Annotated in this window: 23 protein-coding genes; 16 read left to right on the top strand and 7 right to left on the bottom strand. The window is 47.7% G+C overall.

The genetic code is table 11. The annotated features are described in order from the left end of the window. Nucleotides 1–12 precede the first annotated feature (12 nt). Complete coding sequence (locus RF679_RS12970; RefSeq protein WP_309481053.1) at nt 13–1,194, top strand: ABC transporter permease; 1,182 nt, start codon at nt 13–15, stop codon at nt 1,192–1,194. 161 nt (nt 1,195–1,355) lie between these two features. Here the strand turns inward: RF679_RS12970 and RF679_RS12965 are convergent, their stop codons facing one another. The 3 genes from RF679_RS12965 to xseA all read right to left on the bottom strand — a co-directional run bounded on the left by RF679_RS12965 (nt 1,356) and on the right by xseA (nt 4,552). After that, nucleotides 1,356–2,246, bottom strand: a complete 891-nt coding sequence (locus RF679_RS12965; protein ID WP_309481052.1) for a M20/M25/M40 family metallo-hydrolase — start codon at nt 2,244–2,246, stop codon at nt 1,356–1,358. 230 nt (nt 2,247–2,476) lie between these two features. Beyond that, a complete protein-coding gene (gene sodB, locus RF679_RS12960) occupies nt 2,477–3,055 on the bottom strand; it encodes a superoxide dismutase [Fe] (RefSeq protein ID WP_309481051.1) in 579 nt (192 codons plus the stop codon). Between the two features lie 138 nt (nt 3,056–3,193). After that, nucleotides 3,194–4,552 (bottom strand): exodeoxyribonuclease VII large subunit, encoded by a 1,359-nt coding sequence (gene xseA, locus RF679_RS12955; protein ID WP_309481050.1) that lies wholly within the window; start codon nt 4,550–4,552, stop codon nt 3,194–3,196. A gap of 993 nt (nt 4,553–5,545) precedes the next feature. Between xseA and RF679_RS12950 the strand changes: the two genes are divergently transcribed. From RF679_RS12950 to RF679_RS12880, 15 genes are all read left to right on the top strand, one after another. Next, nucleotides 5,546–6,151: a MotA/TolQ/ExbB proton channel family protein gene (locus RF679_RS12950; protein ID WP_309481049.1), complete on the top strand. Its 606-nt coding sequence runs from the start codon at nt 5,546–5,548 to the stop codon at nt 6,149–6,151. A 28-nt stretch (nt 6,152–6,179) separates the two neighbouring features. Next, nucleotides 6,180–6,623 carry an ExbD/TolR family protein gene (locus tag RF679_RS12945; RefSeq protein ID WP_309481048.1) on the top strand — a complete coding sequence of 148 codons (444 nt, stop codon included), beginning with the start codon at nt 6,180–6,182 and terminating at the stop codon, nt 6,621–6,623. A 224-nt stretch (nt 6,624–6,847) separates the two neighbouring features. Then, a complete protein-coding gene (lpxK, locus tag RF679_RS12940; protein WP_309481047.1) occupies nt 6,848–7,873 on the top strand; it encodes a tetraacyldisaccharide 4'-kinase in 1,026 nt (341 codons plus the stop codon). After that, on the top strand, nt 7,854–8,045 hold the full coding sequence (locus tag RF679_RS12935) for a Trm112 family protein (RefSeq protein ID WP_309481046.1): 192 nt from the start codon (nt 7,854–7,856) through the stop codon (nt 8,043–8,045). The genes lpxK and RF679_RS12935 overlap by 20 nt, the downstream gene beginning before the upstream one ends. An 11-nt stretch (nt 8,046–8,056) precedes the next feature. Beyond that, nucleotides 8,057–8,803 (top strand): 3-deoxy-manno-octulosonate cytidylyltransferase, encoded by a 747-nt coding sequence (gene kdsB / locus RF679_RS12930; RefSeq protein ID WP_309481045.1) that lies wholly within the window; start codon nt 8,057–8,059, stop codon nt 8,801–8,803. Between the two features lie 228 nt (nt 8,804–9,031). Then, a complete protein-coding gene (gene adk, locus RF679_RS12925) occupies nt 9,032–9,688 on the top strand; it encodes an adenylate kinase (protein WP_309481044.1) in 657 nt (218 codons plus the stop codon). 440 nt (nt 9,689–10,128) lie between these two features. Beyond that, nucleotides 10,129–12,351: a sodium-translocating pyrophosphatase gene (locus RF679_RS12920; protein WP_309481043.1), complete on the top strand. Its 2,223-nt coding sequence runs from the start codon at nt 10,129–10,131 to the stop codon at nt 12,349–12,351. Between the two features lie 344 nt (nt 12,352–12,695). Beyond that, nucleotides 12,696–13,451: a 3-hydroxyacyl-CoA dehydrogenase gene (locus tag RF679_RS12915; RefSeq protein ID WP_309481042.1), complete on the top strand. Its 756-nt coding sequence runs from the start codon at nt 12,696–12,698 to the stop codon at nt 13,449–13,451. Nucleotides 13,452–13,671: 220 nt separating this feature from the next. Beyond that, complete coding sequence (locus RF679_RS12910; protein WP_309481041.1) at nt 13,672–14,862, top strand: patatin-like phospholipase family protein; 1,191 nt, start codon at nt 13,672–13,674, stop codon at nt 14,860–14,862. Nucleotides 14,863–14,918: 56 nt separating this feature from the next. After that, complete coding sequence (locus RF679_RS12905) at nt 14,919–15,290, top strand: guanyl-specific ribonuclease (protein ID WP_309481040.1); 372 nt, start codon at nt 14,919–14,921, stop codon at nt 15,288–15,290. Nucleotides 15,291–15,420: 130 nt separating this feature from the next. After that, on the top strand, nt 15,421–15,819 hold the full coding sequence (locus RF679_RS12900) for a barstar family protein (RefSeq protein WP_373921681.1): 399 nt from the start codon (nt 15,421–15,423) through the stop codon (nt 15,817–15,819). A 140-nt stretch (nt 15,820–15,959) separates the two neighbouring features. Next, nucleotides 15,960–16,580, top strand: coding sequence for a phosphoribosylglycinamide formyltransferase (gene purN, locus RF679_RS12895; RefSeq protein WP_309481039.1), 621 nt, complete (start codon nt 15,960–15,962; stop codon nt 16,578–16,580). A 165-nt stretch (nt 16,581–16,745) separates the two neighbouring features. Further along, a complete protein-coding gene (locus tag RF679_RS12890; RefSeq protein ID WP_309481038.1) occupies nt 16,746–18,068 on the top strand; it encodes an RsmB/NOP family class I SAM-dependent RNA methyltransferase in 1,323 nt (440 codons plus the stop codon). A 47-nt stretch (nt 18,069–18,115) separates the two neighbouring features. After that, on the top strand, nt 18,116–19,423 hold the full coding sequence (locus RF679_RS12885) for a mechanosensitive ion channel family protein (RefSeq protein ID WP_309481037.1): 1,308 nt from the start codon (nt 18,116–18,118) through the stop codon (nt 19,421–19,423). Nucleotides 19,424–19,534: 111 nt separating this feature from the next. Then, nucleotides 19,535–20,737 carry a DesA family fatty acid desaturase gene (locus tag RF679_RS12880; protein WP_309481036.1) on the top strand — a complete coding sequence of 401 codons (1,203 nt, stop codon included), beginning with the start codon at nt 19,535–19,537 and terminating at the stop codon, nt 20,735–20,737. Nucleotides 20,738–20,906: 169 nt separating this feature from the next. On the opposite strand, the gene RF679_RS12875 is transcribed toward RF679_RS12880, so the two are convergent. The 4 genes from RF679_RS12875 to RF679_RS12865 all read right to left on the bottom strand — a co-directional run bounded on the left by RF679_RS12875 (nt 20,907) and on the right by RF679_RS12865 (nt 23,503). Then, nucleotides 20,907–21,452, bottom strand: a complete 546-nt coding sequence (locus RF679_RS12875) for a hypothetical protein (protein ID WP_309481035.1) — start codon at nt 21,450–21,452, stop codon at nt 20,907–20,909. Next, complete coding sequence (locus RF679_RS18920; RefSeq protein WP_373921680.1) at nt 21,437–22,075, bottom strand: NADAR family protein; 639 nt, start codon at nt 22,073–22,075, stop codon at nt 21,437–21,439. The genes RF679_RS12875 and RF679_RS18920 overlap by 16 nt, the downstream gene beginning before the upstream one ends. A 63-nt stretch (nt 22,076–22,138) precedes the next feature. Continuing rightward, nucleotides 22,139–22,702, bottom strand: coding sequence for a hypothetical protein (locus RF679_RS12870; RefSeq protein ID WP_309481034.1), 564 nt, complete (start codon nt 22,700–22,702; stop codon nt 22,139–22,141). A 345-nt stretch (nt 22,703–23,047) separates the two neighbouring features. Beyond that, complete coding sequence (locus tag RF679_RS12865) at nt 23,048–23,503, bottom strand: hypothetical protein (protein WP_309481033.1); 456 nt, start codon at nt 23,501–23,503, stop codon at nt 23,048–23,050. Nucleotides 23,504–23,521 lie beyond the last annotated feature (18 nt).

Below are 23,521 nucleotides of genomic sequence, written 5' to 3'. Positions count from 1 at the left end.
GGGAGAACGATAATGAATGTATGGACAATCGCAGTCTTTGAGTTCAAGCGTTATTTCAAATGGAAACAGGAGATCATTTCGCTTTGCCTTATGTTGCTTGGTTTTGGCGTCTCGATGGCTTGGCCGATTCTGAAAGGAATACTCGATAAAGACTATCAAGTTGCTGTTTTGGTAGATGGGCCAACGCCTAAGCTTGCAGGCTATCAATTTACACAGTTGAAGCCAGATGGTAAGGACAACGTTCTTAAAAATCTCGGAGAATCTTGGCATGCCGTGATCGAGAGTGAGCACGGGCAATTGATTTTGACGGTGAAAGAGAAAGCAAGCTGGCAGTCGAAACTCAAAGCAGAGCTTCAAACATGGCAGCAGCAACGTTTAATCGCCGCCTTGCCACTCGATGATGCGCAACGCAAAAGCATTACGGATTTACCGGAAATTGTGGTGCACGCACTGAAGACAGACAATAAAGATCAAGATGATCGTGGTCGCGATGTGGTGAGTGGCGCCTTGTTGTTCTTGTTGATCATGGGAATTTTTTCCGGATTTGGTTATCTCTTTACTGGGATCACCAGCGAAAAACAAAATCGTGTGACGGAGCAGCTTCTAACGCTCATCACACCAAGCCATTGGATAGAAGGGAAGATACTCGGAATTTCCTTGTTCTGTTTGAAAACTATGTTGACCTATGGAGTGTTCTTTTTCATCTTCGTAAAGGGTGTGGCGACATTCAACGGAAAATCCGAGCTATCTCTTCCTATCACCGCCTTCGAAATGCTGAGTGCGGTGCTCTTTATTGCTTTGGGTTTGCTGTTAGTGAATAGCTTTATGGCGGCTTTCGCTGCAACCATTGATGATCCGAATCATTCGAGTCGCAGCATTATGATGTTCTTACCAGCGGTTCCAGTCGGCCTCGCCTATAGCGGCGTCGATAATGCAGAGGGATTGATGATGCAGATCTTGAGCATGTTCCCATTAACGTCGTTCGCGGCGATGCCATTGCGCATGGCGCATACCGCAGTCCCATTGTGGCAATGGGGGCTCGCTCTAGTTCTGCTGTTGGCGTGTTTGTGGTGGTTCAAATCGGCGGCGACAAGGGTGTTTACTCTGGGTATTCGTATGTATGGAAAAGAGCCAACTTGGTCGCAAATGCTGGAAGCATTTTTGTTTCCCGCGAAGATGCAGGAGATTCGATAGCGATTAAAAGAGCATAAGTGAATTGTGGATCGATTGTCGTTGCAACTAACAGCGCAAGCAAGATCGCCTATGTCGAAAAAAAAGAGCCCAGTCATCAGAATAACTGGGCTCTTTGTTATGTCAGCGTAAATCGATTGAGTTCCGTGACTGAGAAGTCATGACTAGTTGTTTCGATTAGCGTATTTTTTTCGTTCACTTCTGAAGTCAACTTTGCTTGCCGCTGCGTCGATCAATCGCACGGCTGTGCGAACAATGTTGACCGCACCGTCGAAAAATTTAGGATTAACTTTGTCCGCTGTGTCACTAGGTTTATGGTAGTCGGCATGGTCTTCAACGCCGAAGTAGAGATGAGGTATGCTACGTTGATAGAAAGCGTAGTGGTCGGACTGATTCGTCCAATCGTCTTGCTTTTGTTCCGGCTTATCGTGATCGAATGAGACTTTAATTCCATCAATGCCATTGAGTGAGGTAAGCACAGGTTTGAATGCAGGCGTTTGATGGGTGCCGCTCACGAAGAGTTCGTTCTTGTCACCGCGTGCGATCATATCGAAATTGAGATTGGCGATGATGTTTTCGACCGGAATGCGATTCTGCGCAACAAAAGCCATCGCCCCTTTGAGACCAATTTCTTCAGCATCGAAGAATGCATAAGCGATATGGTTATTGGGAGGCGTATTCTTGAATTGCTCGGCAACAGCAAGTACGCCGGCAACTCCTGAGGCGTTATCGTCCGCTCCGAAATAAATCGTTTTGTCGCGCATACCGAGGTGATCATAGTGCGCTGAGATAACCAAATAATCTGCTTTGCCATTGGTGACATTGGTGGCATTCGTGGCATTTGTGCCGGCTTGACAGGCCACGATATTCTTACCAACTTTATCGTTGCCACTGCGATCTTTGAAAGTGAATTCTTGAACGAATTCTTTTGCACATGGCTTGAGGCCCAATTCGTTGAGCCGTTTTATGATGTAGTCGGCGGCGCGTGCACTTCCTTCACTACCAACGCCTCGGCCTTGCATAGTTTCGCTTGCTAGATAATTTAAGTCACGCACCGCCTGCGATCCAGTTTGTGCGAAACTTGTCGTCGAAAGGGCGGAGGCTGCTATCAACAATAGTAGTTTGCTTAGAGTGGTTCGTATAGGGCGAATGCTATGGTTTTGTGAAGTCATTTTATGTATGCTGAGTGTGATTTTGTACGGAATGGAAAAAGGCCCGAAGTCATAGACCTCGGGCCTTTTGTTTTAGTTCCGACTGAACTGGGTGGCTGTACGACTCTCGTCAATTATCCCAAGTTTGCAGTGGCGAACTGCCAATTCACCAATGCCCAGAATGCTTCCAAGTATTTTGGACGAGCGTTGCGGTAATCGATGTAATAAGCATGTTCCCACAAATCGCATGTCAGCAATGGCGTATCTGTTGTTGTCAAAGGCGTTGCTGCATTGGATGTGTTGACGATATCGAGGCTACCGTCAGCTTTCTTGACCAACCAAGTCCAGCTAGAACCGAAATTGCCAACGCAAGATTTTGTGAAGGCTTCTTTGAAGGCATCGAAAGAACCCCATTTCGCATTGATCGCGTCAGCCAATTTGCCGCTCGGCTGACCACCGCCGTTTGGTTTCAGGCCATTCCAGTAGAAAGTGTGATTCCAGATTTGTGCGGCATTGTTGAATACGCCGCCAGATGATTTCTTGACGATTTCTTCCAAGCTAGCGTTTTCAAATTCTGTGCCCTTGATCATGTTATTGAGGTTGGTCACATATGTTTGGTGATGTTTGCCGTAGTGGTATTCCAATGTCTCTTGAGAGATGTGTGGTGCCAAAGCATCCATCGCGTAAGGCAAAGCTGGCAAAGTATGTTCCATGTGTTTTCCTATCCTAGTAAAAAGTAAGGGACTGAGCGCGACAAGCGAGAAGCTTGCCCACGCGTGAATTCGGTATTGTAAGCTTTTGTGCGTCGAGCTGCAGCAAGCACGCGAGTTTTTCGATGAGATAGCCCTACGCTATTTAGGGGTTTGCACCGTTTGCACTTCAATTTCGGTGATATCGACGGCTGTTCTCAGAGTGAGTTTTTGTTTTTGGCTGAGGTCTGCGCCACGACGTACGAGCTGTCCCTCCGCATCAGACAGGATGACGTAGCCACGTTCTAGAGTCCGTTGTGGGTTAAGGAGCTCTAAGTGTTCCTTTTGTTGTCCCACTCGCATATGTTGACGTTCGAGCAAGCCCTGCATCGATCGATTGATTCGCGTGGCTTCGGCTTTTAGATGTAATTGAAGTAGAGACACCTGTGGTTTTGCGAGACGCAAGTTTTGCTCTAAGTGTTTTAATTTAGCTCGCCAGTTTGGTACTTGGCTTTGTAGCGCAGCTTTGAGACGACGATTCAGAATATCGAGTTGCTGACGTTTTGATTGCAGACCTGCGAGCGGACTAGTAAGTCGTCGCGAGGACCAATCGAGTTGTTGCATTTGTAGATGGAGAGTGCGATGCATCTGCGTTTGTAATCGTCTTTGTAGCTGAGCGATGTGGCTGACCCATTCATCCAGGGCACCGCAAGCCAGTTCGGCCGCGGCAGTTGGTGTTGGCGCTCTGAGGTCGGCCACGAAATCACAGATGGTAAAGTCTGTTTCGTGCCCGACTCCGCTGATTACGGGAATTTCGCAGTGCGCGATGGTGCGAGCGAGTACTTCTTCATTAAACGCCCACAAGTCTTCAATGCTACCGCCGCCACGACATACGATCAGCACATCACAACGCGCATCGGCATTCGCTGTTGCAACGGCTTGAGCGATTTTCGCCCCGGCACCGTCGCCTTGCACTGGGGTGGGGTAGATGATGATTTCAGCATAGGGGGCGCGTCGTTTTAACGCTGTTAAAACATCACGCAAGGCCGCTGCATTGGAGCTGGTCACGACGCCAATACACTTGGCGAAGCGTGGGATCATCTTCTTGTTTTCTGTGGCAAAGAGCCCTTCAGCCTCCAAACTCGCCTTTAGGCGAAGAAAGTCCTCGTAAAGGCGTCCCAAACCAGCGCGACGCATGCTTTCAACATTAATTTGAAAGTCTCCGCGTGGGCTATATAGACTGACAACGGCGCGCACTTCCACTTTGTCGCCTTCGCGCGGCATAAAGGAGACATATTGCGCACGACCTCTAAACATGACAGCTCGTACTTGTGCGTCTTGATCTTTCAAAGTGAAATACCAATGACCTGACGAGGCGCGTGTGAAGTTAGAGATTTCACCAGAAATCCAGCACAACGGAAAATTTTGTTCGAGTACCCGCGCTACCGCTTGATTGAGCGCGGAAACACTCAAAATGCGTTCGGTTTTTGTCGGAGTTTCGAACAATGAAGAGTTGATCATGGTGGGTGTGCTGCAGTAAATGTCCACAAGTTGGCATTATAGGGGAGTTTCAGGTCAACTTAGCGATGAAAATGAAAATCGTCTTGAATTACTCTCTTTAACTTAATGATTTTAAAGGATTTTTTATAGTTTTGTTAAATTTGTGTCATGTAAAAAAGATTTCGAATAATTAAATTGGATGAGATTTTGTGCTGTGCAAGAAGGATTATTCACAAAGTTATCCACAGAAATCTGTGCAAGTTTGTTGAAATATTTCCATGTGGCATTAAAACAAGTTTTGCTGATTTTTGGTGCACAAAACTAAATTCCAATGAAATCATTCACTTAGCGAAAACTACCCAGAATGTTCACAATCTTATCCACAATTCCTGTGCAAAACTTCTTTTGATTGAACGATCTGGAATCCATTTAATTATTTATTTGGCAATCAATGCATTGTTATTAATCAAAAATGCACCCGTGATGAAAAACTACGCAGCATACTTTTTGTCTTTATATTCAGTGACTTATGTAAATGTAAAAAGCTTGTTCACAAAGTCATCCACAATTTGTGTGCAAAACTGTGAATATCCTCGCAGAGATAGCGACGTCTCTGTAAAAAATTCCATGCGGAAATGAATTTGCGCGAATTTTAGGCGAAATTATCGATCTGCTTAAAAATCGAGCGGGCTTAGTCTCTCTTTTGAAATCAAAGACTTAATAAAAGATTCCACAGATATCCACATAATTGCTCACAGAAAATGTGAAAAACTCGTGACTTTATGTGGAGAACTCATTCATGTCTTAATGTTAATGCTTTATTTCTCTTGCGATTCCTAGTGTTGTAGCCGGTGATGTGTTTATCCTTAACGCAAAAATAATCAATGCGTTCTACTTGCCCACGACGCAACAACACGATACATTGCGAGCTTGTATTGATTCGGCGAATGGACGTCAATTCGTCGAAAAAAAGTTTGGGTGAACCAGTGTTCATTGTTTTTCAAGGAGTGTCCTTTGTTTGCGATTATTCAGGCAGCGGGTTGGCCGATTTATTTGTTGTTGGTTTCTTCAATTATTGCGTTGGCTTTGATCATTGAGCGGACCTTATCCTTAAGACGTCAAAGAATTTTGCCTCCGACCTTGTTGGAAGAAGTCATCCGTGTCTACCAAAACGGTAAAATTCGTCAGGAAGTCGTCGATCAGCTCGCTGTGAATTCTCCTTTGGGTCGTGTATTGGCTGCGGGTTTGCGCAATGTACATGCGCCACGCGAAGTGATGAAGGAATCGATCGAAGAGGCAGGTAGTGCAGTGGCTCACGATCTTGAAAAGTATTTGACGACTTTGGGTACGATCGCCTCCTTGGCACCGCTAATGGGTTTGTTTGGTACGGTGGTCGGGATGATTGAAATTTTCGGTTCGCAAAATGCATCGGGTGCGAATCCCGCACAGTTAGCGCATGGTATTTCCGTGGCACTTTACAATACGGGTTTTGGTCTTTTGATTGCGATGCCAGCGATGATTTTCTATCGCCATTTCCGCGCTTTGGTGGATAGTTTCGTTGTTGAGATGGAACAGCAGGCCGTGAAATTTGTCGACGTGGTTCACAGCACACGTAAGTAATCCAATCCTAAGAAATCGAGATAAGAATATGAAATTTCGAAAAGGCTTGGGAAAAGAAGATCCTGAGATCAATTTGATCCCTTTTATCGACGTGTTGCTGGTGATTTTGATCTTCTTAATGGTCACTACTACCTACAGTCGATTTACCGAATTACAGATTACTTTACCGACGGCAGATGCTGAAAAGGCGCAAGAAAAGCCGAGCCAAATTGAAATTGGAATCGACGCGCAAGGTCGCTACAAAATCAATAGTGAGGCCGTGAGTTTTCTGGATACCGCAACCTTGGCGACGGATTTGCGCAAAGCGGCAGATGCACTCGGTGCAGGCAAAGGGCAGGTTGATCCTGTGGTGATTATCAATGCCGACCGCGCCACTAGCCATCAGTCTGTGATTGATGTTTTGGAAGCGGCGCGAATTGCGGGTTTAGGCAAAGTGACCTTTGCAGCGCAAGCATCAAGTTCGACGAAGTAGAGTTGGACATATGAGAGGCGTCGTCAGAGATGTCTTCTCGAGTTTGGCGTCCATGATTGAGGTATTTGCTTGAGTAGTAGCAAGGGCAAATCGAGCACGAGAGAAAAGAGTTGAAATTCATTGGGAAACGTCATCGCGTTTCCCATTTTTCTTAGAACGTTCTCTTTGCACGGGTTCGATTGCAATGACGGGATAATAGGTTACGAAAACAAGGAACGGTGCACGTGGAGCGATTGTTGTGGAAGATTTGGATGGGGCGCGGACTGCTAACGCAAGTGCTGCGACCACTCGCCTTTGTGTATGGCGCTTTGCTGAATTTTCGATTTGGCTTGTATGTGATGGGCTATCGTCCGCAGTTGAAAGTACCGGTACCAGTAATCGTGGTCGGCAATATTTTCATTGGGGGGACGGGAAAGACGCCGATGGTGGTCTATCTCGTCGAGTATTTACGTTTGCATGGCTGGAATCCCGGCGTGATTTCGCGCGGTTACGGCAGGACGAAGGACGAGGTGCTCGAAGTCAGTGCGAACTCGAATGCGAGTGAGGTTGGAGATGAACCTCTGCTCATTGCTCAGCACACTGACTGTCCCATGTTTGTCTCGCGATCCCGCGCTTTGGCGGCACAAACACTCTTGCAACAACATGCTACTGTTGATTTGATTATTGCAGATGATGGTTTGCAGCATTACGGTTTAGGACGCGATATTGAAATCATCATGTTCGATCAGCGTGGCATTGGCAACGGCTTTTTATTGCCAGCGGGCCCCTTGCGCGAGACGGCGAAACGTCGCCGCGATTTCACAATTTTGAATTCGAATGTTGAAGTGAAGGTGGACGGCATCGGCGACGATGTCATGCGGATGCGCTTGATCGCAGGCAAAGCCCGTCAACTTTGCGTTGAACAACAAGAACGCGCGCTGCAAGAATTTGCCGGAAAGTCCGTGTTAGCCGCTGCCGGCATCGGTCATCCACAACGTTTTTTTGAGCTGCTGCGGACTGCCGGACTCGACTTTGAAAGCCTAGCTTTGCCCGATCATTACGCTTTTCATGCGGGCGTTTTTGAGGGGCGTACCGCAGAAATCATTCTGATCACAGAGAAGGATGCAGTAAAATGTCGGCAAATTGTGGGTTTGAAAGACGACCCACGTATCTGGGTAGTACCTGTGGTGGCGCAATTGGATGAACAATTCGGCCCGCAACTACTTAAATTGCTTTCGGAGAAGAAGAAACATGGATTCGCGCCTGCTTGATGTTCTGGTTTGCCCAGTGTGCAAGGGACCTTTAGAGTTGGATAAAGCCGCTCAAGAATTGATTTGTAAGGCCGACAAACTTGCCTTCCCGATTCGTGATGGCATCCCTATCATGTGGGAAGACCAAGCACGCCGCTTGGATGGTAACGCGCAGTCCAGCGATTCACAATAAGGCGCATCCGTATGAGCTTTACCGTGATCGTTCCGGCGCGGATGGCGTCGACGCGTTTGCCGAATAAACCTTTGGCCGACATCGGTGGTAAACCCATGGTGGTGCGCACCGCAGAGCAAGCACTGAAATCGGGCGCAGAGCGTGTGGTCGTCGCAACCGATCACGAAGAGATCGTGCGCGCTTGTTCCGAACACGGCGTGCAAGCTTTTATGACCCGCGCTGACCATCCTTCGGGCACCGATAGGATTGCCGAAGTGGCGGCACTCTTGCAGTTGAGTGAAGATGCGGTGGTGGTGAATGTGCAGGGTGATGAGCCTATGATCGATCCACAGTTGATCGCCGACACCGCAGCCTTGGTCAGTGCCGCAACGCCGATGGCGACGGCAGCGCATCCGCTGCATGACATCGCAGAAGTGTTCAATCCCAATATCGTTAAAGTCGTACTCGACAAGCATCAACGCGCGCTGTACTTTTCACGTGCGGTGATTCCATGGGCGCGTGATGCCTTTGCGAAATCGACGACACAGATGCCGGAAGGTTTCCAAGCATTACGGCACATTGGGCTTTATGCTTATCGCAATCAATTTTTGCAAGCCTATCCGAGCTTGCCGATCTCACCTCTGGAGCAATTAGAGGCGCTAGAGCAGTTGAGGGTGTTGTGGAATGGCATCGATATTGCAGTGCATGTGACTGCCCATACCCCAGCGGTGGGGGTTGATACACCAGAAGATTTGCAACGTGTAAGACAGTTTTTTTAAACACTGTGCAAAAAATGGGAATCTTGTGAGCGGAAAGCATTTCAAGCCCAAAAATCTATGGTAAATTTCGTAAAGATTAAAAATCATTGACGCTGTGCTATGAAAATAGGCAGTAACGATAAAAATAAGCATAATAAATGATCGTTCGGTCGTCATGATTTCAAAGTTCGCGCTGAAGTCCATTAGCGTCGACCTGTGCAAGATAATTAAACTCGTCTAGGAAAAAAAATGCGTCTTATTTTGTTGGGAGCACCCGGAGCAGGCAAGGGCACGCAAGCCAATTACATTAAGGAAAAGTTCGGCATTCCACAAATCTCTACAGGAGATATGTTGCGTGCTGCAGTGAAAGCCGGTACTCCGCTCGGTATCGAAGCAAAGAAGGTGATGGACGCCGGTGGTTTAGTGTCAGATGACATCATCATTGGTTTGGTGAAAGAACGTTTGAAACAAGATGACTGCGCTAACGGTTACTTGTTTGACGGCTTCCCCCGTACAACACCGCAAGCCGATGCAATGAAAGAAGCTGGTGTAGCGATCGATTACGTGCTTGAAATCGATGTACCAGACAGCGCTATCATCGAACGTATGAGTGGTCGTCGCGTACACCCTGGTTCTGGTCGTACTTATCACGTTAAGTTCAACCCACCAAAAGTCGAAGGTAAAGACGATGAAACAGGTGAAGATCTGGTTCAGCGTGATGACGATAAAGAAGAAACAGTGAAGAAGCGTTTGAACGTATATCACGATCAAACAGAAGTGCTGTTGAGCTACTACGGTGATTGGGCGAAGTCTGGTCAACCAGGTGCACCAAAGTATCGCAAGATCGCTGGTGTAGGACCAGTAGAGTCCATTCGTGATGCGGCATTCGCGGCATTGAGCGAGTAAAAGTAAGCGGACAATTCGTCCGCTTTTTTTTCGTCTGTGTTGATGCTAATCAGATAATTGAAACCGATGAAAGAACTCATCGAGTCAAACTAAAGCGGCAGTTAAGAAGCAATTAAAAATGAGAATGAAATGAAGAGGGAGGCGTGTAGAGCAAGAGAATAATTGAGTTTTAAAGAAATAGGTAACAGGTATTAGGTATTCCGAGCAGTACGCAGCAAGATTTATAGCACTAAAAGTAATTGTTGGACGCATTTTTCGTGAAGTTTTAAAACGTAGTTGGTGAGGCTCACAAAGCCAAGCTGGCCAATAAAACAGTTGCTGGTCTATTCGAAAAAGTCGCTTGTTGTGGCTCACTTCAAAGTGTTCGCCACAAAAAATAGGCAGGCAATGACTAAGTAAAAAAGTTTCGTAGAACACCGGGAAAAATTGGAGGAGTCGACATGGTAGATAGTCTGTGGATTGTTGTAGGTTGTGGTGTACTAGCAGTGCTGTATGGCTTATTCACTCGAAGCTGGATTTTGAAACATGATGCGGGTAACGCTCGCATGCAAGAAATCGCCAATGCGATTCAAGAAGGCGCAGCAGCGTATTTGGCGCGTCAATATAAAACGATTGGCATGGTCGGCGCAGTCTTATTTATCGCCATCGCTGTGTTGCCAGGCTTGGGCTTAACCACCGCGATGGGTTTCCTAGTTGGTGCGGTTTTATCCGGCGCTTGTGGCTTTATCGGTATGAACGTCTCGGTGCGCGCTAATGTGCGTACGGCACAAGCCGCAACCAAAGGCATGAATGAAGCCTTGGATGTCGCTTTCAAAGGCGGCGCTATCACGGGTATGTTGGTAGCAGGCTTAGGTCTTTTAGGCGTTGCCGTGTTCTATATTTTTCTCACTAAAGGTGGCGCAACACCAACCCATGATTTGATCAAACCCTTGATCGGCTTGGCTTTCGGTGCATCATTGATCTCTATCTTCGCGCGTCTCGGCGGCGGTATCTTCACTAAAGGTGCTGACGTGGGTGCTGACTTGGTCGGTAAAGTCGAAGCCGGTATCCCGGAAGACGACCCACGTAATCCAGCGGTCATTGCCGACAACGTAGGCGATAACGTTGGTGATTGCGCAGGTATGGCGGCTGACTTGTTTGAAACCTATGTGGTGACCTTGATCGCCACCATGTTGTTGGGCGCCTTGATGGTGACCAATGCGGTCAGTGAAGCAATTCTCTATCCCTTGTTACTCGGTGCAGTATCGATTCCAGCATCGATTATTGGCTGTGCGTTCGTGAAGCACACACCAGGTCAAAAGATTATGTCCGCCTTGTACAAAGGTTTGTGGTGGGCAGCTGGCTTGTCTTTGATTGGTTTTGTGGCGATCACCTTCATGCTGTTCAAAGATGAAGCTTTCCGGAATCAAATGATTATTTCCTCTGTCATTGGTATTGCCTTGACTGGTTTGATGGTCTACATCACTGAGTACTACACGGGGACTGATTTCAAACCAGTGCGTCATATCGCAGAAGCCTCAACCACAGGTCATGGTACTAACATCATCGCGGGTTTGGGCGTATCAATGAAGTCGACCGCTTATCCTGTGTTGGCAGTGTGCGTGGCGATTTTGGTCTCTTACAAATACGGCGGTGGCTTGTACGGTATCGCAGTGGCTGCCACGTCGATGTTGTCGATGGCCGGCATTATCGTCGCCTTGGATGCCTACGGTCCTATCACCGATAACGCCGGTGGTATCGCTGAGATGTCTGGCTTGGATGAGTCTGTTCGTGCCATTACTGATCCACTCGACGCCGTTGGTAACACCACTAAAGCGGTGACGAAAGGCTATGCAATCGGCTCTGCAGGTTTAGCAGCATTGGTTTTGTTTGCAGACTACACGCACGCTTTGGAATCGGTCGGTTTGAGCATCAAGTTTGATTTGTCTGATCCACAAGTGATCGTTGGCTTGTTTATCGGTGGCTTGATCCCTTACTTGTTCGGTGCGATGGCGATGGAAGCCGTTGGTCGTGCAGCGGGGGCGGTGGTGGTGGAAGTGCGTCGTCAATTCCGCGACATCAAAGGCATCATGGATGGCACCGGTAAGCCTGAGTACGATAAAGCGGTTGATATGTTGACCGCTTCCGCCATCAAAGAAATGATCCTGCCGTCTTTGTTGCCAGTGGCAGTGCCGATCGTCGTTGGTTTGACACTGGGCGCAGCCGCCTTGGGTGGTATGTTGATGGGGACGATTATCACTGGTTTGTTCGTTGCGATTTCGATGACAACGGGTGGTGGTGCTTGGGACAATGCGAAGAAATACATCGAAGATGGTCATTTCGGTGGCAAAGGTTCTGAAGCCCATAAGGCCGCGGTGACTGGTGATACGGTTGGTGATCCTTACAAAGATACAGCGGGCCCAGCGGTCAATCCTTTGATCAAAATTATCAACATCGTGGCTTTGTTGTTGGTGCCTTTGTTCCCTTTGGTGCCATGGTTGAAAGCTCCTGCCGCTCCAGTACCTGTGGTGCAGCAGCATGAAGCGGCTTTGCCAACGGTGGCTGCACCGGAAGGTATGGATGTGGCGAAAGTGAAAGCGGCTAGTCCTGCAGTAGCGGCGCCAGTTGAAAAGGCTGCAGCTGCTCCAGCGTCACCAGCTTCAGCACCTGAGGCATCAAAATGAGTATGAACGCACAGTGATGAGCGGAATGGAGTTGTTATCAAACTCCAAATGAATTTGCCTAAAAAAGGCTCAGTAGTGTGGAAAAAGGTGGTTAGTGGAAACTAGCCACCTTTTTTTATTGTTTTTTGTTTGAGACAGCTTGCTGATTTCGTTACAATAGCGAGATTGACGTTTACGTTAACGTTAAACGCGCATTCTCGTTTTGTTGTAAGTTGAGTAAGCCATTGAGGAGTTTTCATTAAGACTCGATCGACGTCCACTCAAACCTCAGCAAGGCGCTTGAACAGCGAAAAGAATCACCAAGAAAAATTCAGAAGACACTAAGTACATCAGTCGAGGACACTATGCAAATTCAAAACAATGTATTCATCATCACAGGCGGCGCATCCGGTTTGGGTGAAGCAACAGCACGTATGATCAAAGCCAACGGCGGTCAAGTTGTGATCGCTGACGTGCAAGTCGAAGCGGGCCAAAAATTGGCGCAAGAATTGGATGCGATTTTTGTGAAGTGTGACGTTACTTCTGAAACTGATGGACAAGCGGTGGTGGCTGCGGCGACGGCAGCGGGTACTTTGCGTGGTTTGATTAACTGCGCTGGCGTAGCGCCCGCAGTTAAAACAGTGGGTAAAGACGGCGCACATCCTTTGGAACTGTTCCAACGTGTTGTGAACATTAATTTGGTCGGTACCTTCAACATGGCACGTTTGGCTGCTGAAGCGATGTCCAAAACCGAAGCAGTACAAGAAGAGCGTGGCATCATCATCAATACCGCTTCTGTTGCAGCCTATGATGGTCAAATCGGCCAAGCAGCATATGCTTCTTCCAAGGCTGCAGTGGTTGGTTTGACTTTGCCAATGGCTCGCGATTTGTCGCGCAATGGTATTCGCGTAATGACGATTGCTCCTGGTATCTTCGAAACACCAATGTTGCTTGGCATGCCGCAAGAAGTGCAAGACGCATTGGGTAAAATGGTTCCGTTCCCATCTCGTTTGGGCAAGCCGAACGAATACGCGCAATTGGCAAAGTCCATCATTGAAAACATGATGTTGAACGGCGAAACGATTCGTCTCGACGGCGCAATTCGTATGCAACCGAAGTAAATCAGAAGTAAAAAAGAAGTAAATAAGAAGTAAATAAGAAGTAAAAGCGAAGCGCAAGGCCAACACCGCGCTTCGCCCCTCGGAAGACGGCTCCAAAAATCAAGCAATTGTCGTTTGAGTGTGACTGAGTTGTAGGAAATATAGTCGGAAATGCAGACTTTTTTCTTGCCAACGAATACACTAAGACACTATTTGATATGATTTTTGGAGCCGTTTTCGCATGGCCGCTACTGCGAACGCAAATGCAAACACAGGACTGATACTCACCGGTGGTGGTGCACGTGCCGCCTATCAAGTGGGTGTGCTGAAAGCTATTTCCGATATCCTGCTCGAAGAGGGCTGGGATGCGCGTCATAATCCCTTCGGTATTATTTGTGGAACTTCCGCGGGAGCCATCAATGCGACGGCCTTGGCTTGCCGCGCAGATGACTTTCGTGAGTCGATCACCAATGTCCATCAAGTGTGGAGCAATTTTGAAGCGGCTCAAGTGTATCGTGCTGACTCACTCGGGGTGATACGGTCCGGCGCGCGGTGGTTGTCCATCATGTCGTTTGGATGGTTGCTCAACAAGTGGCGCAAATCGCCACCGACTTCATTGCTCGACAATTCTCCGCTGGAAGGCCTGTTACATCGTATGCTCGATATGGAGCGCCTCGATCAAGCCTTTGTCAGTGGTGATTTACATGCCTTGGCGGTGACCGCTTCTTCGTACACAACGGGTCACCATCTGACCTTTTACCAGACGCTCGCGGACATTGAACCGTGGGTGCGTACCCAACGTCTTGCACAGCGCGACTTCATCGGCGTCCAGCATTTGTTGGCTTCGTCGGCGATTCCTTTTATTTTTCCTTCTGTGGCGCTGAATTGGGGCGGTCATCTCGAATATTGTGGTGACGGCTCAATGCGCCAATTGGCACCAATCTCGCCCGCGATTCACCTTGGTGCAAGCAAAGTGTTGATCATCGGTGCAGGTCGCTTGGCAGAACCACCACGTCAGAATTTTGAAAACGCCCGCTACCCAAGTCTCGCTCAAATCGCGGGTCATGCTATGTCGAGTATTTTCTTGGATAGTTTGGCCGTCGATATTGAACGCTTAGCGCGCATCAACAAAACCTTGTCGATGCTGCCGCCCGATCTCCTTGAAAAAACACCCCTGAAACCGGTTGATTTGTTGGTGATCGCACCATCTGAACGCCTCGATGAAATCGCCAGCCGTCACATTCAAAGTTTGCCACTGCCGGTGCGCACCATGTTGGGTGGTATCGGTGCGACCGAGGCACGTGGTTCTGCTCTGGCGTCTTACTTGTTGTTCGAAGCGAGTTATACGCGAGAGTTGATCGACCTTGGTATGCGCGATACCCATGCAAAGCGCGCCGAAGTTGTGCAGTTTTTTGGTAAGGGCGTTCGGTAAGCAATTTCGATAAGCGAGAAGTGCCTTCAGTGAGTTATTGATTGGAGAAATTCAGTATGTCCGCATGGATCAGATGGTGGCGCGCGAGCGTCTGTTTTTTCTTGTTGTTATGTCTTGGTATTACGCAGGTGCAGGCGGCAGATCAAGTCGCCTATCAGGATTTACCACGCGAAGCCAAAACGACAATCAGCCTGATTCAAAAAGGCGGTCCATTTCCCTATGATAAAGATGGATCTGTATTCGGCAATTACGAGAAACGTTTGCCAAAACAAAGTCGTGGCTATTACCGCGAATACACCGTAAAAACGCCGTACGCGAGAAATCGTGGCGCACGTCGCATTATCACGGGTGGCGAAGGGCGTGGAATGCAGTATTTTTATACTGATGATCATTACCGATCGTTTCGACGGGTGGTCGATCTTCGGTGACTTTGTTACGGAAAATATCAAAGAATCGTTCGATGATGAATCAAGCCTGAGTCAATCATGAGTCGATCATTAGCGAGCAAGTTGCATCAGTAAAAACGTGGATATGAAAGAGTAAGTTGGGAGGGCCATTATGAATGTGATTCAACACTTAGCGAGCAATATGGTGCAATCGATACGCGCCAATCGTGTCACAGATTTGCAGCACAGCGCTGAAGAACTAGGGCATCATTTTTTGTATGCGTACTGTGGTCAGGCCGGTAACAAAGATGATGTATTGCAGGCGATAGGCAAAGCTTTTGGATTTCCCGAACATTTCGGACAAAACTTTGATGCTTTATACGATTGCTTAACCGATAGCGTGCATCGCGCTGGTAAGCAAAATGGCTTCGTGGTCGTGGTCGAGCAGATTCCCTATACCGATGGCTTTGACCGCGATGCCCGCGAAACCTTGATCGACGTGTTTCGTGACGCCTCCGATTTTTGGGCTAAACGTCAAATTCCATTCCGCATGTTTTACTCCTTTGTTTAAGCGTTCGAAACGAAGGAGTCTTGAAAACTTTTCTAAAAATCTAGCCTGATTGCCTACAACATTTACTGTAATGCCTTGATTTTCTGGGTTTTTTGGTGATTTCCTTGGGGTTTGCAGGGGGACACAGGTACAATGCTGACATGAAGAAAATCGTTATCCTAATCTCCGGACGTGGCAGCAATATGCAAGCCATCGTTCAAGCCGCGCAACGCGAGCAATGGGCAGCAGAAATTGCTGCAGTGATTAGCAACAAACCCGATGCCGCTGGCCTGCAATTTGCGCAAAGCCAAGGTATTCCAACCGTGGTCGTAGAAAGCAAGACCTTTGCCTCCCGCGAAAGTTTTGATCTCGCGCTCCAACAAGAAATCGACAAGATAGGTGCTGACCTCGTCGTTTTGGCGGGCTTTATGCGTATCTTGACACCAGCGTTTGTGCAGCACTACGAAAACCGTATCATCAATATTCATCCTTCTTTATTGCCGAGTTTTGTAGGTTTGCATACGCATCAGCAAGCACTCGATGCAGGGGTGAAGTTGCATGGTGCTACCGTGCACTTCGTCACGGCTGAACTGGATCATGGTCCTATCATTGATCAAGCGTGTATTCGCGTCTCCAATGACGATACCGCGGATAGTCTGGCACAGCGCTTATTGGAAAAAGAACACATCATTTATCCACGCGCAGTACGCTTATTTGTTGAAGATAAATTGGAAGTGCAGGGCGATCGCGTCTTGATTCACACGGATACCAGCCAGTTCTAAATTAGACGCATCAGTTCTTTGTATAAAATGTTTTGCAAAAAGAAACTGCGAAGAATTACTAGGCGAATACGAAGCAAATACTAAGCGCATCCCCATGCGCACATCAATACCAAGGCAGTGTCGTACATTGAGTGCGGGCATGCCAACATCAGATTGAGGTTTACTATGAGATTACCACCAGCCATCGTTGGCCATACCGAGGAAGTTTTGCGCGAGATTTTGCGTTTTACAGGGCCAGCAGATGGCACCTTGTCGCGCTATTTCCGTGAGCATCCACGTTTGGGTTCTCGGGAACGCGGTGTGATCGCCGAAGCGATTTACGGTTTGCTGCGCAATAAGAGTGTCTACACTAGTTTTTCAGAATCTGGCGTCGGTCCCGTGATGCGTCGTCTGAGTTTGTTGGGCTTGGCCGATGCAGTTGGTATCGACGCACTCGGTGGTCTCAGCGAAGAAGAAACCAATTGGCTGCAACGCGTGATGGAGATGGATCGTAGCCATCTGCCTTTGCAATTGAAATCGAATATGCCGGATTGGCTGTGGCAACGCCTCGCAGCCAATTTTGGCGAAGAGGAAGCTTTGCAATTGGTGGCGTCTTTGAATTCGCCAGCCTCACTTGATTTGCGCGTGAATACCTTGAAGTCGAATCGTGAGACGGTGGCAGCATCCTTGGCGGAGGCTCCAATTATTGCCGAACCAACGCCTTACGCGGCAACGGGTTTGCGCGTCGTCAAAAAGCCTTCGATTCAAAATCTGCCTTTGTTTAAAGATGGCACGATCGAAGTGCAAGATGAAGGCAGCCAAATTCTGGCGCAATTAGTTGGCGCGAAACGCGGCGAGATGGTGGCGGATTTCTGCGCTGGTGCTGGCGGCAAGACCTTGGCTTTGGGCGCGATTATGCGCAACACCGGCCGCTTGTATGCCTTTGATATTTCAGAAAAGCGTTTGGCAAAATTGAAGCCACGCTTGGCGCGTAGTGGTTTGTCGAATGTACATCCCGTCGTTATCGCACATGAACGCGACGCTAAGATCAAACGCCTGGCCGGTAAGCTCGATCGCGTTTTGGTTGATGCACCATGTAGTGGTCTCGGTACTTTGCGTCGTAATCCTGATGTGAAATGGCGTCAGAATGAAAAAGGCGTGGCGGAATTAAACGAGAAGCAAGCCTCCATTCTCGATAGTGCAGCGCGATTGGTGAAAGCTGGTGGTCGTTTGGTGTACGCGACCTGCAGTATTCTCGATGAAGAGAACGAAGGCATCGTGCAACAGTTTTTGACGAATCATCCTGATTTTGAATTGCTGCCTGCGTCACAAGTCTTGCAAGAGCAAAAAATCGAACTCGAGATGGGTGATTACTTGAAACTCTACCCGCATCGTCATCACACCGACGGCTTCTTTGCTGCAGTCATGCAACGTAAGAAGGCGAGCGCGAAGGACGCAGCGAAAGACGGCACAGTCGCTAAAGAAACAAAAGACGCACAAGATGCATAAGACGTAGGCCACGCTGAATAATTTTCCGAAACAAGGTTTTATCAAGAATGTTGCAAATCATGGGAACGCAGTCGATCTCACAACTGGTTGCAGAAATCTCCGCTGATCTGGGTTACGCCAGCTTAACGTGGCAAGCCCTCAGCATTGTTCTTTGTATCGTGATTGCTTGGTTCGTTTCACGGCAAATCCAGAAAAAGTTCGATCAAGTCGGTGAGACTTCGGATGTTGTGAAGATAGGCGTGGAAAGTTTTTCTCGCGTCTTGTGGCCCTTGTTGGCATTGGCCTTGCTGTTCCTTACCAAATTGTTTTTGGCAAAGTATCAGCACACAGCTCTGCTGAAATTGTCCTTTCCGATTCTGTCGTCGTTCGCGTTGATACGGTTTAGCTTTTACGTTTTTCGACGCGCCTTCATTCGCGAAGGGGCTGCTGGCAGTACCTTCTTGGTTTTCGAAAAAGTCTTCGCGGCCTTAGTGTGGATCGGCGTGGTGCTCTACATGACTGGTCTGTGGGGCGAGTTAGCCTACGCTCTAGATGAGATTGTTCTACCACTCGGTAAGACCAAGATTAGTTTGCTTGCGATTCTGCAGGCGCTCGGCTCGGTCGCTCTCACAGTCGTATTGGCTTTGTGGATTAGTGCCATGCTCGAGGCGCGCTTGATGCAAATTCCAAGCATGCATTCTTCGCTCAAAGTGGTGCTGGCACGTTTAGGTCGTGCGCTGTTTATTTTGGCAGCGATCTTGATGAGCTTGTCGCTGGTCGGAATTGATCTAACGGTTTTATCGGTCTTTGGCGGCGCACTTGGTGTAGGTTTGGGCTTTGGTTTGCAACGCATCACGAGTAGCTATGTCTCGGGCTTCATCATTTTGTTTGATCGTAGTTTGTCGATAGACGACATGATTACGGTCGATAAATATAGCGGTCGTGTCACGCAAATTAATACGCGTTACACGGTACTTAAAGGGCTCGATGGCGTTGAGTCGATTATTCCCAATGAAATGCTGGTGTCCAACCCCGTTCAGAATTTGTCCTTGTCAGATAGAGCAGTGGTGTTGACGACCGAATTCACGGTCGATTACAAAACTGATTTGAACGTCTTGTTGCCGCGTCTGATCGAAGTTGTTAGCGAAGTGCCGCGTATTTCAAAAACGATTCCACCTTCATCATATTTGCTGCGCTTTGGGGCAGATGGTTTTGAAGTGCGGGTAGGTTTCTGGATTGATGATCCTGAAAACGGTCGTACGAACATTACTTCTGAGGTGAACTTGGCGATTCTCGCTCTATTAAAAGAATTGAATGTCGAATTGCCATATCCACATCGAGACGTAACGATTTATCAAGCAGAAGCGAAAAAGTAACGTCGTATTTGTGTTGTTGAGTCTTTTTGCTTGTGGAAACAGGCGTACAATTTAGTGAGTCCCTGACGCCTTGTAAGGGTGTAGTAGGTTTTAGTAAAACTGGAGTAGAACTTGAGTAATTTTATTGATAGCACGGTCGACTTTTTGATCAATGGCATTACCGGCGCCACCGCTTGGCAAGTGTTCATTTTCACCATGGTCGTGACCCATATTACCATCGCGAGTGTCACTATCTTTTTGCACCGTTGCCAAGCGCACCGTGCCTTAGAGTTGCACGCGATTCCGAGTCATTTCTTCCGTTTTTGGTTATGGCTGACGACTGGTCAAGTCACCAAAGAGTGGGCAGCGGTGCATCGTAAGCACCATGCAAAGTGCGAGACTGAAGAAGATCCACACAGCCCAGTCACACGCGGTATTAAGAAAGTATTGTTGGAAGGTGCGGAGTTATATCGTACTGAATCGAAAAATAAAGAAACCATTGCTAAGTACGGCATGGGCACACCGGACGACTGGATCGAACGCAATTTGTACACACGTTTCAGCTGGCAGGGTGTAGCGTTGATGTTGATCATCGACTTCATGTTGTTTGGCGTGATCGGCGTGACAGTATGGGCTGTTCAAATGTTGTGGATTCCCATTACCGCTGCGGGCATCATCAATGGTATCGGCCACTACTGGGGCTATCGCAATTACGAATCGAATGATGCAGCGACCAACATCGTGCCTTGGGGTATTTTGATTGGCGGTGAAGAGCTGCACAACAATCACCACACCTTCGGCACCTCTGCCAAATTGTCTTCCAAATGGTATGAGTTCGATATCGGCTGGGGCTATATCCGCACCTTGGAAATTCTGCATTTGGCGAAAGTGAAGAAAGTTGCACCAAAACCAAAATTCTTGAAAGATAAGAGTTTGGTTGATATCGACACACTGCAAGCCGTGATCACCAATCGTTACGATGTGATGGCGAAGTATGCTAAATCTTTGAAAAAAGAATGGGCGGAAGAGTTGCAAGAATTGCGTCAAAAAGCCCAATTGGAAAAAGGTTTTTTGAAGTCTGCCAAGAAAGCTTTACAACTCGAACCAGGCAAACTGGAAGCAATGCAAGTACAAACCTTGCGCGAATTATTCGATCACAGCGCAGCACTCAAAACCATGCACGACATGCGCTTGGAATTGAATGCGATCTGGGAACGTTCTAATGCAACGCGGGAACAATTGCTAGTTCAATTGCAAGATTGGTGCACTCGTGCCGAAGCCTCTGGCATCAAAGCATTGCAAGAATTTTCGTTCCGTTTGCGTACCTATGCGTAAATGAGAGATTGAAGTCGGAATTAAAGATGGCGCCTTGGGCGCCATTTTTGTTTGGTGATGTTTAAAAAGAGCTTTGGAATTGTGACGTAGTATGGATGTGTCAGGATCACCGTCGACATAAATTTATCAGTAAGCGAACAAATTTTTGGTGATCCCCACGACTGTCTTATTATGTTTCTCTGCTAATCAGCCCAGAATTGAATCTTCGAACAAGCTCGGTTTCTGGGAGTTCAAAATGGGCCATTAAACAGTAATAGTTTGATACAGCGCGATCCAATAGATCATGCGCTTGACGCTTTGGTTCGAAGTAAATATTGTCGTCATCATTTGCATCAACATGCAAATGTTTAGTTCGATTCTTTGCAGAGTTCAATAAATCCGCGATGTCTTTTGGCGTCGAATCTGAACCGTCGTTGAAGTGTTGAGAAAGCTCAATCGCACCTGTCTGCAAATTCTTGAAAGCTGACTTTCCTCCCTTACGCGTAACATAGGCACCGAAAATCTCTTCCGCAGCACCAGCTAAATGAAGAGCCGAAAAAAATGAGTCTCCGCCGTAACACAAACGAAGTGCACGATCTAGTAGTTCAGCAGCAACTAGAAGTTTTTCAGTAGGCTTGTCCATCATAAAAGTCCTAAGTGATAACGATTCGACAGCACCGTCGAGGCCGCTCAGCGATAGCGGTTGAGTGCATGGAGTGATTAGATTGAGTGCCACGACTGTGACCATTCGGGAGGAGCACGAAAATATGTGTTGTATTCATCTCGCACATCCTTCGGAAGGGAGCTGTACCATTTCGAACAATTGGTAAGGTAGTCTTCTCCAGCACCCATTCTCCAATGCATATCTGAAGGTTCAATATCGGGGTATTTGATCCACGGAGGCACGAAAAATGGGCACGGGGTAGGTTGAACGGAAGCGCGCAACTCCATGAGCAATTCTCCGAGCCGATTTCTACCTGATCCATCGCCACCATCAGCCCAGTACGAATCGTTTGAAGTGTGCTCAATTAAGACGCAATTGCCCGTTGAAATCAAAAGTTGCATTAATTTTGGATGTTCACCGAATTTTGCGGCGAGAGCAATTCTCATGAATTGGTCTCTGACCTGATCCCAATCGGATCGAAACGATCTATTTCTCTCTCGGCCAATTTGGGCCGCCTTATATGGCGTAGAAGCCGCTCGGACCTCTTCGCGATCCTTCTCGGAGGTGAACTTTGAAGCTTGGAAGTAGTGCTCGCTTGTGGGCCATTCCGTCCCATCAACTAGGATTGGAAATCGAGCAAAGTTCGAGAAACAACCATATGGCTTGTTTGTTTCGTAGAAGTGGATGGGATGCATAGTCAATAACCTTCGAAATAAGACCCGGGACCGCGTAGCGGTGCCGACGGCTACATTGATTGGTTAGGCATGCCGAGGCTCACTCAATGCATGCCTTTGTTCTTGAAACCAGATGTAAGCATTGTTCACCGCCGAAATGAAGTCTGCCCGAGTTGTGAGAAGGGTGAAATTGGAATCGGGATCGAACCCTCTGGAGAGAATGTGGACCGCTCCAGTTGGGGGACAAAGGATGAATGGCTTTTCAATACCATCGAATTGCTCACCCCAATTGGTCATGATTGAGAACCTCCCGTATCGATCAACATCTTTTCGAAGTTCTTCAAGCGAACGTTCATCCTCAAGCTCCTCATCGCCACACCAACCGAATAGGTGAGCATCAAGGAGATCGATGATCTCGATTGGCGGCATTGAGGCAAACTCATCAAGCCAATAAGAATCGAGTTGGTTGGCAATGTCATGCAGGCCATCAAATGATTGATCTAGACCGCAATGCTCATCATCAAAGTTGCCGAGAGAGACACCTTGGCACCAAATCCTCATTCTTCCCCAAGGAATAGAGGGTGGAACAAGATGAGGCTCGATCATGGCCTCAATGGCGAAGGAAGAGATATCACCGAATATCGTCATCTCGTGGGCATGCCTAACTTGTATTAAAGTGAAAAAAACAAATTAACATATTAATGCCAAATCAGCAACGAAGTTCCAACTCTCTCAAGACACAGCCCGCGTAGATACTGTTATCCAACATGGCACAACGGATCGAAATCAGATCATCAAAACGCCGATAACTCTTCCGGCAGCTTCACGCCTGCCGCTTGTAACGAGTGGCGCAATGATCACGCAGATTCCATGTCGGCACGGGACACAATAGATTCCACATTAGATGCCGGATATACGACTGCAGGCTTATTCCACGCGCCAAAACTATTGATTAATTTCTTGTACTTTGGGGGAGAGTCCATATACGAATTGTTACGGACTGAGCATGCGCCCCCTAAAGATTAACTCGTGTCCACCGCCGAGCGAACGCGGCATCTCGTTGCGATAGATCTTTGCGTAATCACCTGCGTTGTAATAGCAAATAAAATTGCTACTGCCAAAATCCAGTCGATAACCAACAACCAACCCGTCCCATTCAATTGGATTAACACCAGTTATTTTTATTACTCCATTTGCCATGCATCCGCCCAAAGCAACTTCAATCGGCTGATATTCGCTAAGTTCGCCGATCAGACGCGGAGATTCACGGCCAAGAAGGTTGAGGATAACAATGACCGCGTCATCGCCCAGTCGAAACTGAAGCGCTCCCCCGTTAGAAAACTCAATTTCAAGTGGGCCTGCATGGTCCTCATTCTCAAGCTCATCAATTAAACAGTCACCTCGCACTATTTTCACGACGTTCGAATCTAAGAGTGTCGTCAAGTTCATTTAAGTACCTAATTTGTT

It is taken from the genome of Undibacterium cyanobacteriorum (genome assembly GCF_031326225.1).
Lineage (GTDB): Bacteria > Pseudomonadota > Gammaproteobacteria > Burkholderiales > Burkholderiaceae_D > Undibacterium > Undibacterium cyanobacteriorum.
This window is presented reverse-complemented; position numbering and strand designations above follow the sequence as displayed.

What these genes read in the sequence shown, in the direction of transcription:
- RF679_RS12935 (WP_309481046.1), top strand. Translation starts at nt 7,854, where the DNA reads ATGGATTCGCGCCTGCTTGATGTTCTGGTTTGCCCAGTGTGCAAGGGA.
- RF679_RS12905 (WP_309481040.1), top strand. Translation starts at nt 14,919, where the DNA reads ATGTCCGCATGGATCAGATGGTGGCGCGCGAGCGTCTGTTTTTTCTTG.
- adk (WP_309481044.1), top strand. Translation starts at nt 9,032, where the DNA reads ATGCGTCTTATTTTGTTGGGAGCACCCGGAGCAGGCAAGGGCACGCAA.
- RF679_RS12915 (WP_309481042.1), top strand. Translation starts at nt 12,696, where the DNA reads ATGCAAATTCAAAACAATGTATTCATCATCACAGGCGGCGCATCCGGT.
- RF679_RS12910 (WP_309481041.1), top strand. Translation starts at nt 13,672, where the DNA reads ATGGCCGCTACTGCGAACGCAAATGCAAACACAGGACTGATACTCACC.
- purN (WP_309481039.1), top strand. Translation starts at nt 15,960, where the DNA reads ATGAAGAAAATCGTTATCCTAATCTCCGGACGTGGCAGCAATATGCAA.
- xseA (WP_309481050.1), bottom strand. Translation starts at nt 4,552, where the DNA reads ATGATCAACTCTTCATTGTTCGAAACTCCGACAAAAACCGAACGCATT.
- RF679_RS12900 (WP_373921681.1), top strand. Translation starts at nt 15,421, where the DNA reads ATGAATGTGATTCAACACTTAGCGAGCAATATGGTGCAATCGATACGC.
- RF679_RS12920 (WP_309481043.1), top strand. Translation starts at nt 10,129, where the DNA reads ATGGTAGATAGTCTGTGGATTGTTGTAGGTTGTGGTGTACTAGCAGTG.
- sodB (WP_309481051.1), bottom strand. Translation starts at nt 3,055, where the DNA reads ATGGAACATACTTTGCCAGCTTTGCCTTACGCGATGGATGCTTTGGCA.
- RF679_RS12945 (WP_309481048.1), top strand. Translation starts at nt 6,180, where the DNA reads ATGAAATTTCGAAAAGGCTTGGGAAAAGAAGATCCTGAGATCAATTTG.
- RF679_RS12890 (WP_309481038.1), top strand. Translation starts at nt 16,746, where the DNA reads ATGAGATTACCACCAGCCATCGTTGGCCATACCGAGGAAGTTTTGCGC.
- kdsB (WP_309481045.1), top strand. Translation starts at nt 8,057, where the DNA reads ATGAGCTTTACCGTGATCGTTCCGGCGCGGATGGCGTCGACGCGTTTG.
- RF679_RS12865 (WP_309481033.1), bottom strand. Translation starts at nt 23,503, where the DNA reads ATGAACTTGACGACACTCTTAGATTCGAACGTCGTGAAAATAGTGCGA.
- RF679_RS12870 (WP_309481034.1), bottom strand. Translation starts at nt 22,702, where the DNA reads ATGACGATATTCGGTGATATCTCTTCCTTCGCCATTGAGGCCATGATC.
- RF679_RS12970 (WP_309481053.1), top strand. Translation starts at nt 13, where the DNA reads ATGAATGTATGGACAATCGCAGTCTTTGAGTTCAAGCGTTATTTCAAA.
- RF679_RS12885 (WP_309481037.1), top strand. Translation starts at nt 18,116, where the DNA reads ATGTTGCAAATCATGGGAACGCAGTCGATCTCACAACTGGTTGCAGAA.
- RF679_RS18920 (WP_373921680.1), bottom strand. Translation starts at nt 22,075, where the DNA reads ATGCATCCCATCCACTTCTACGAAACAAACAAGCCATATGGTTGTTTC.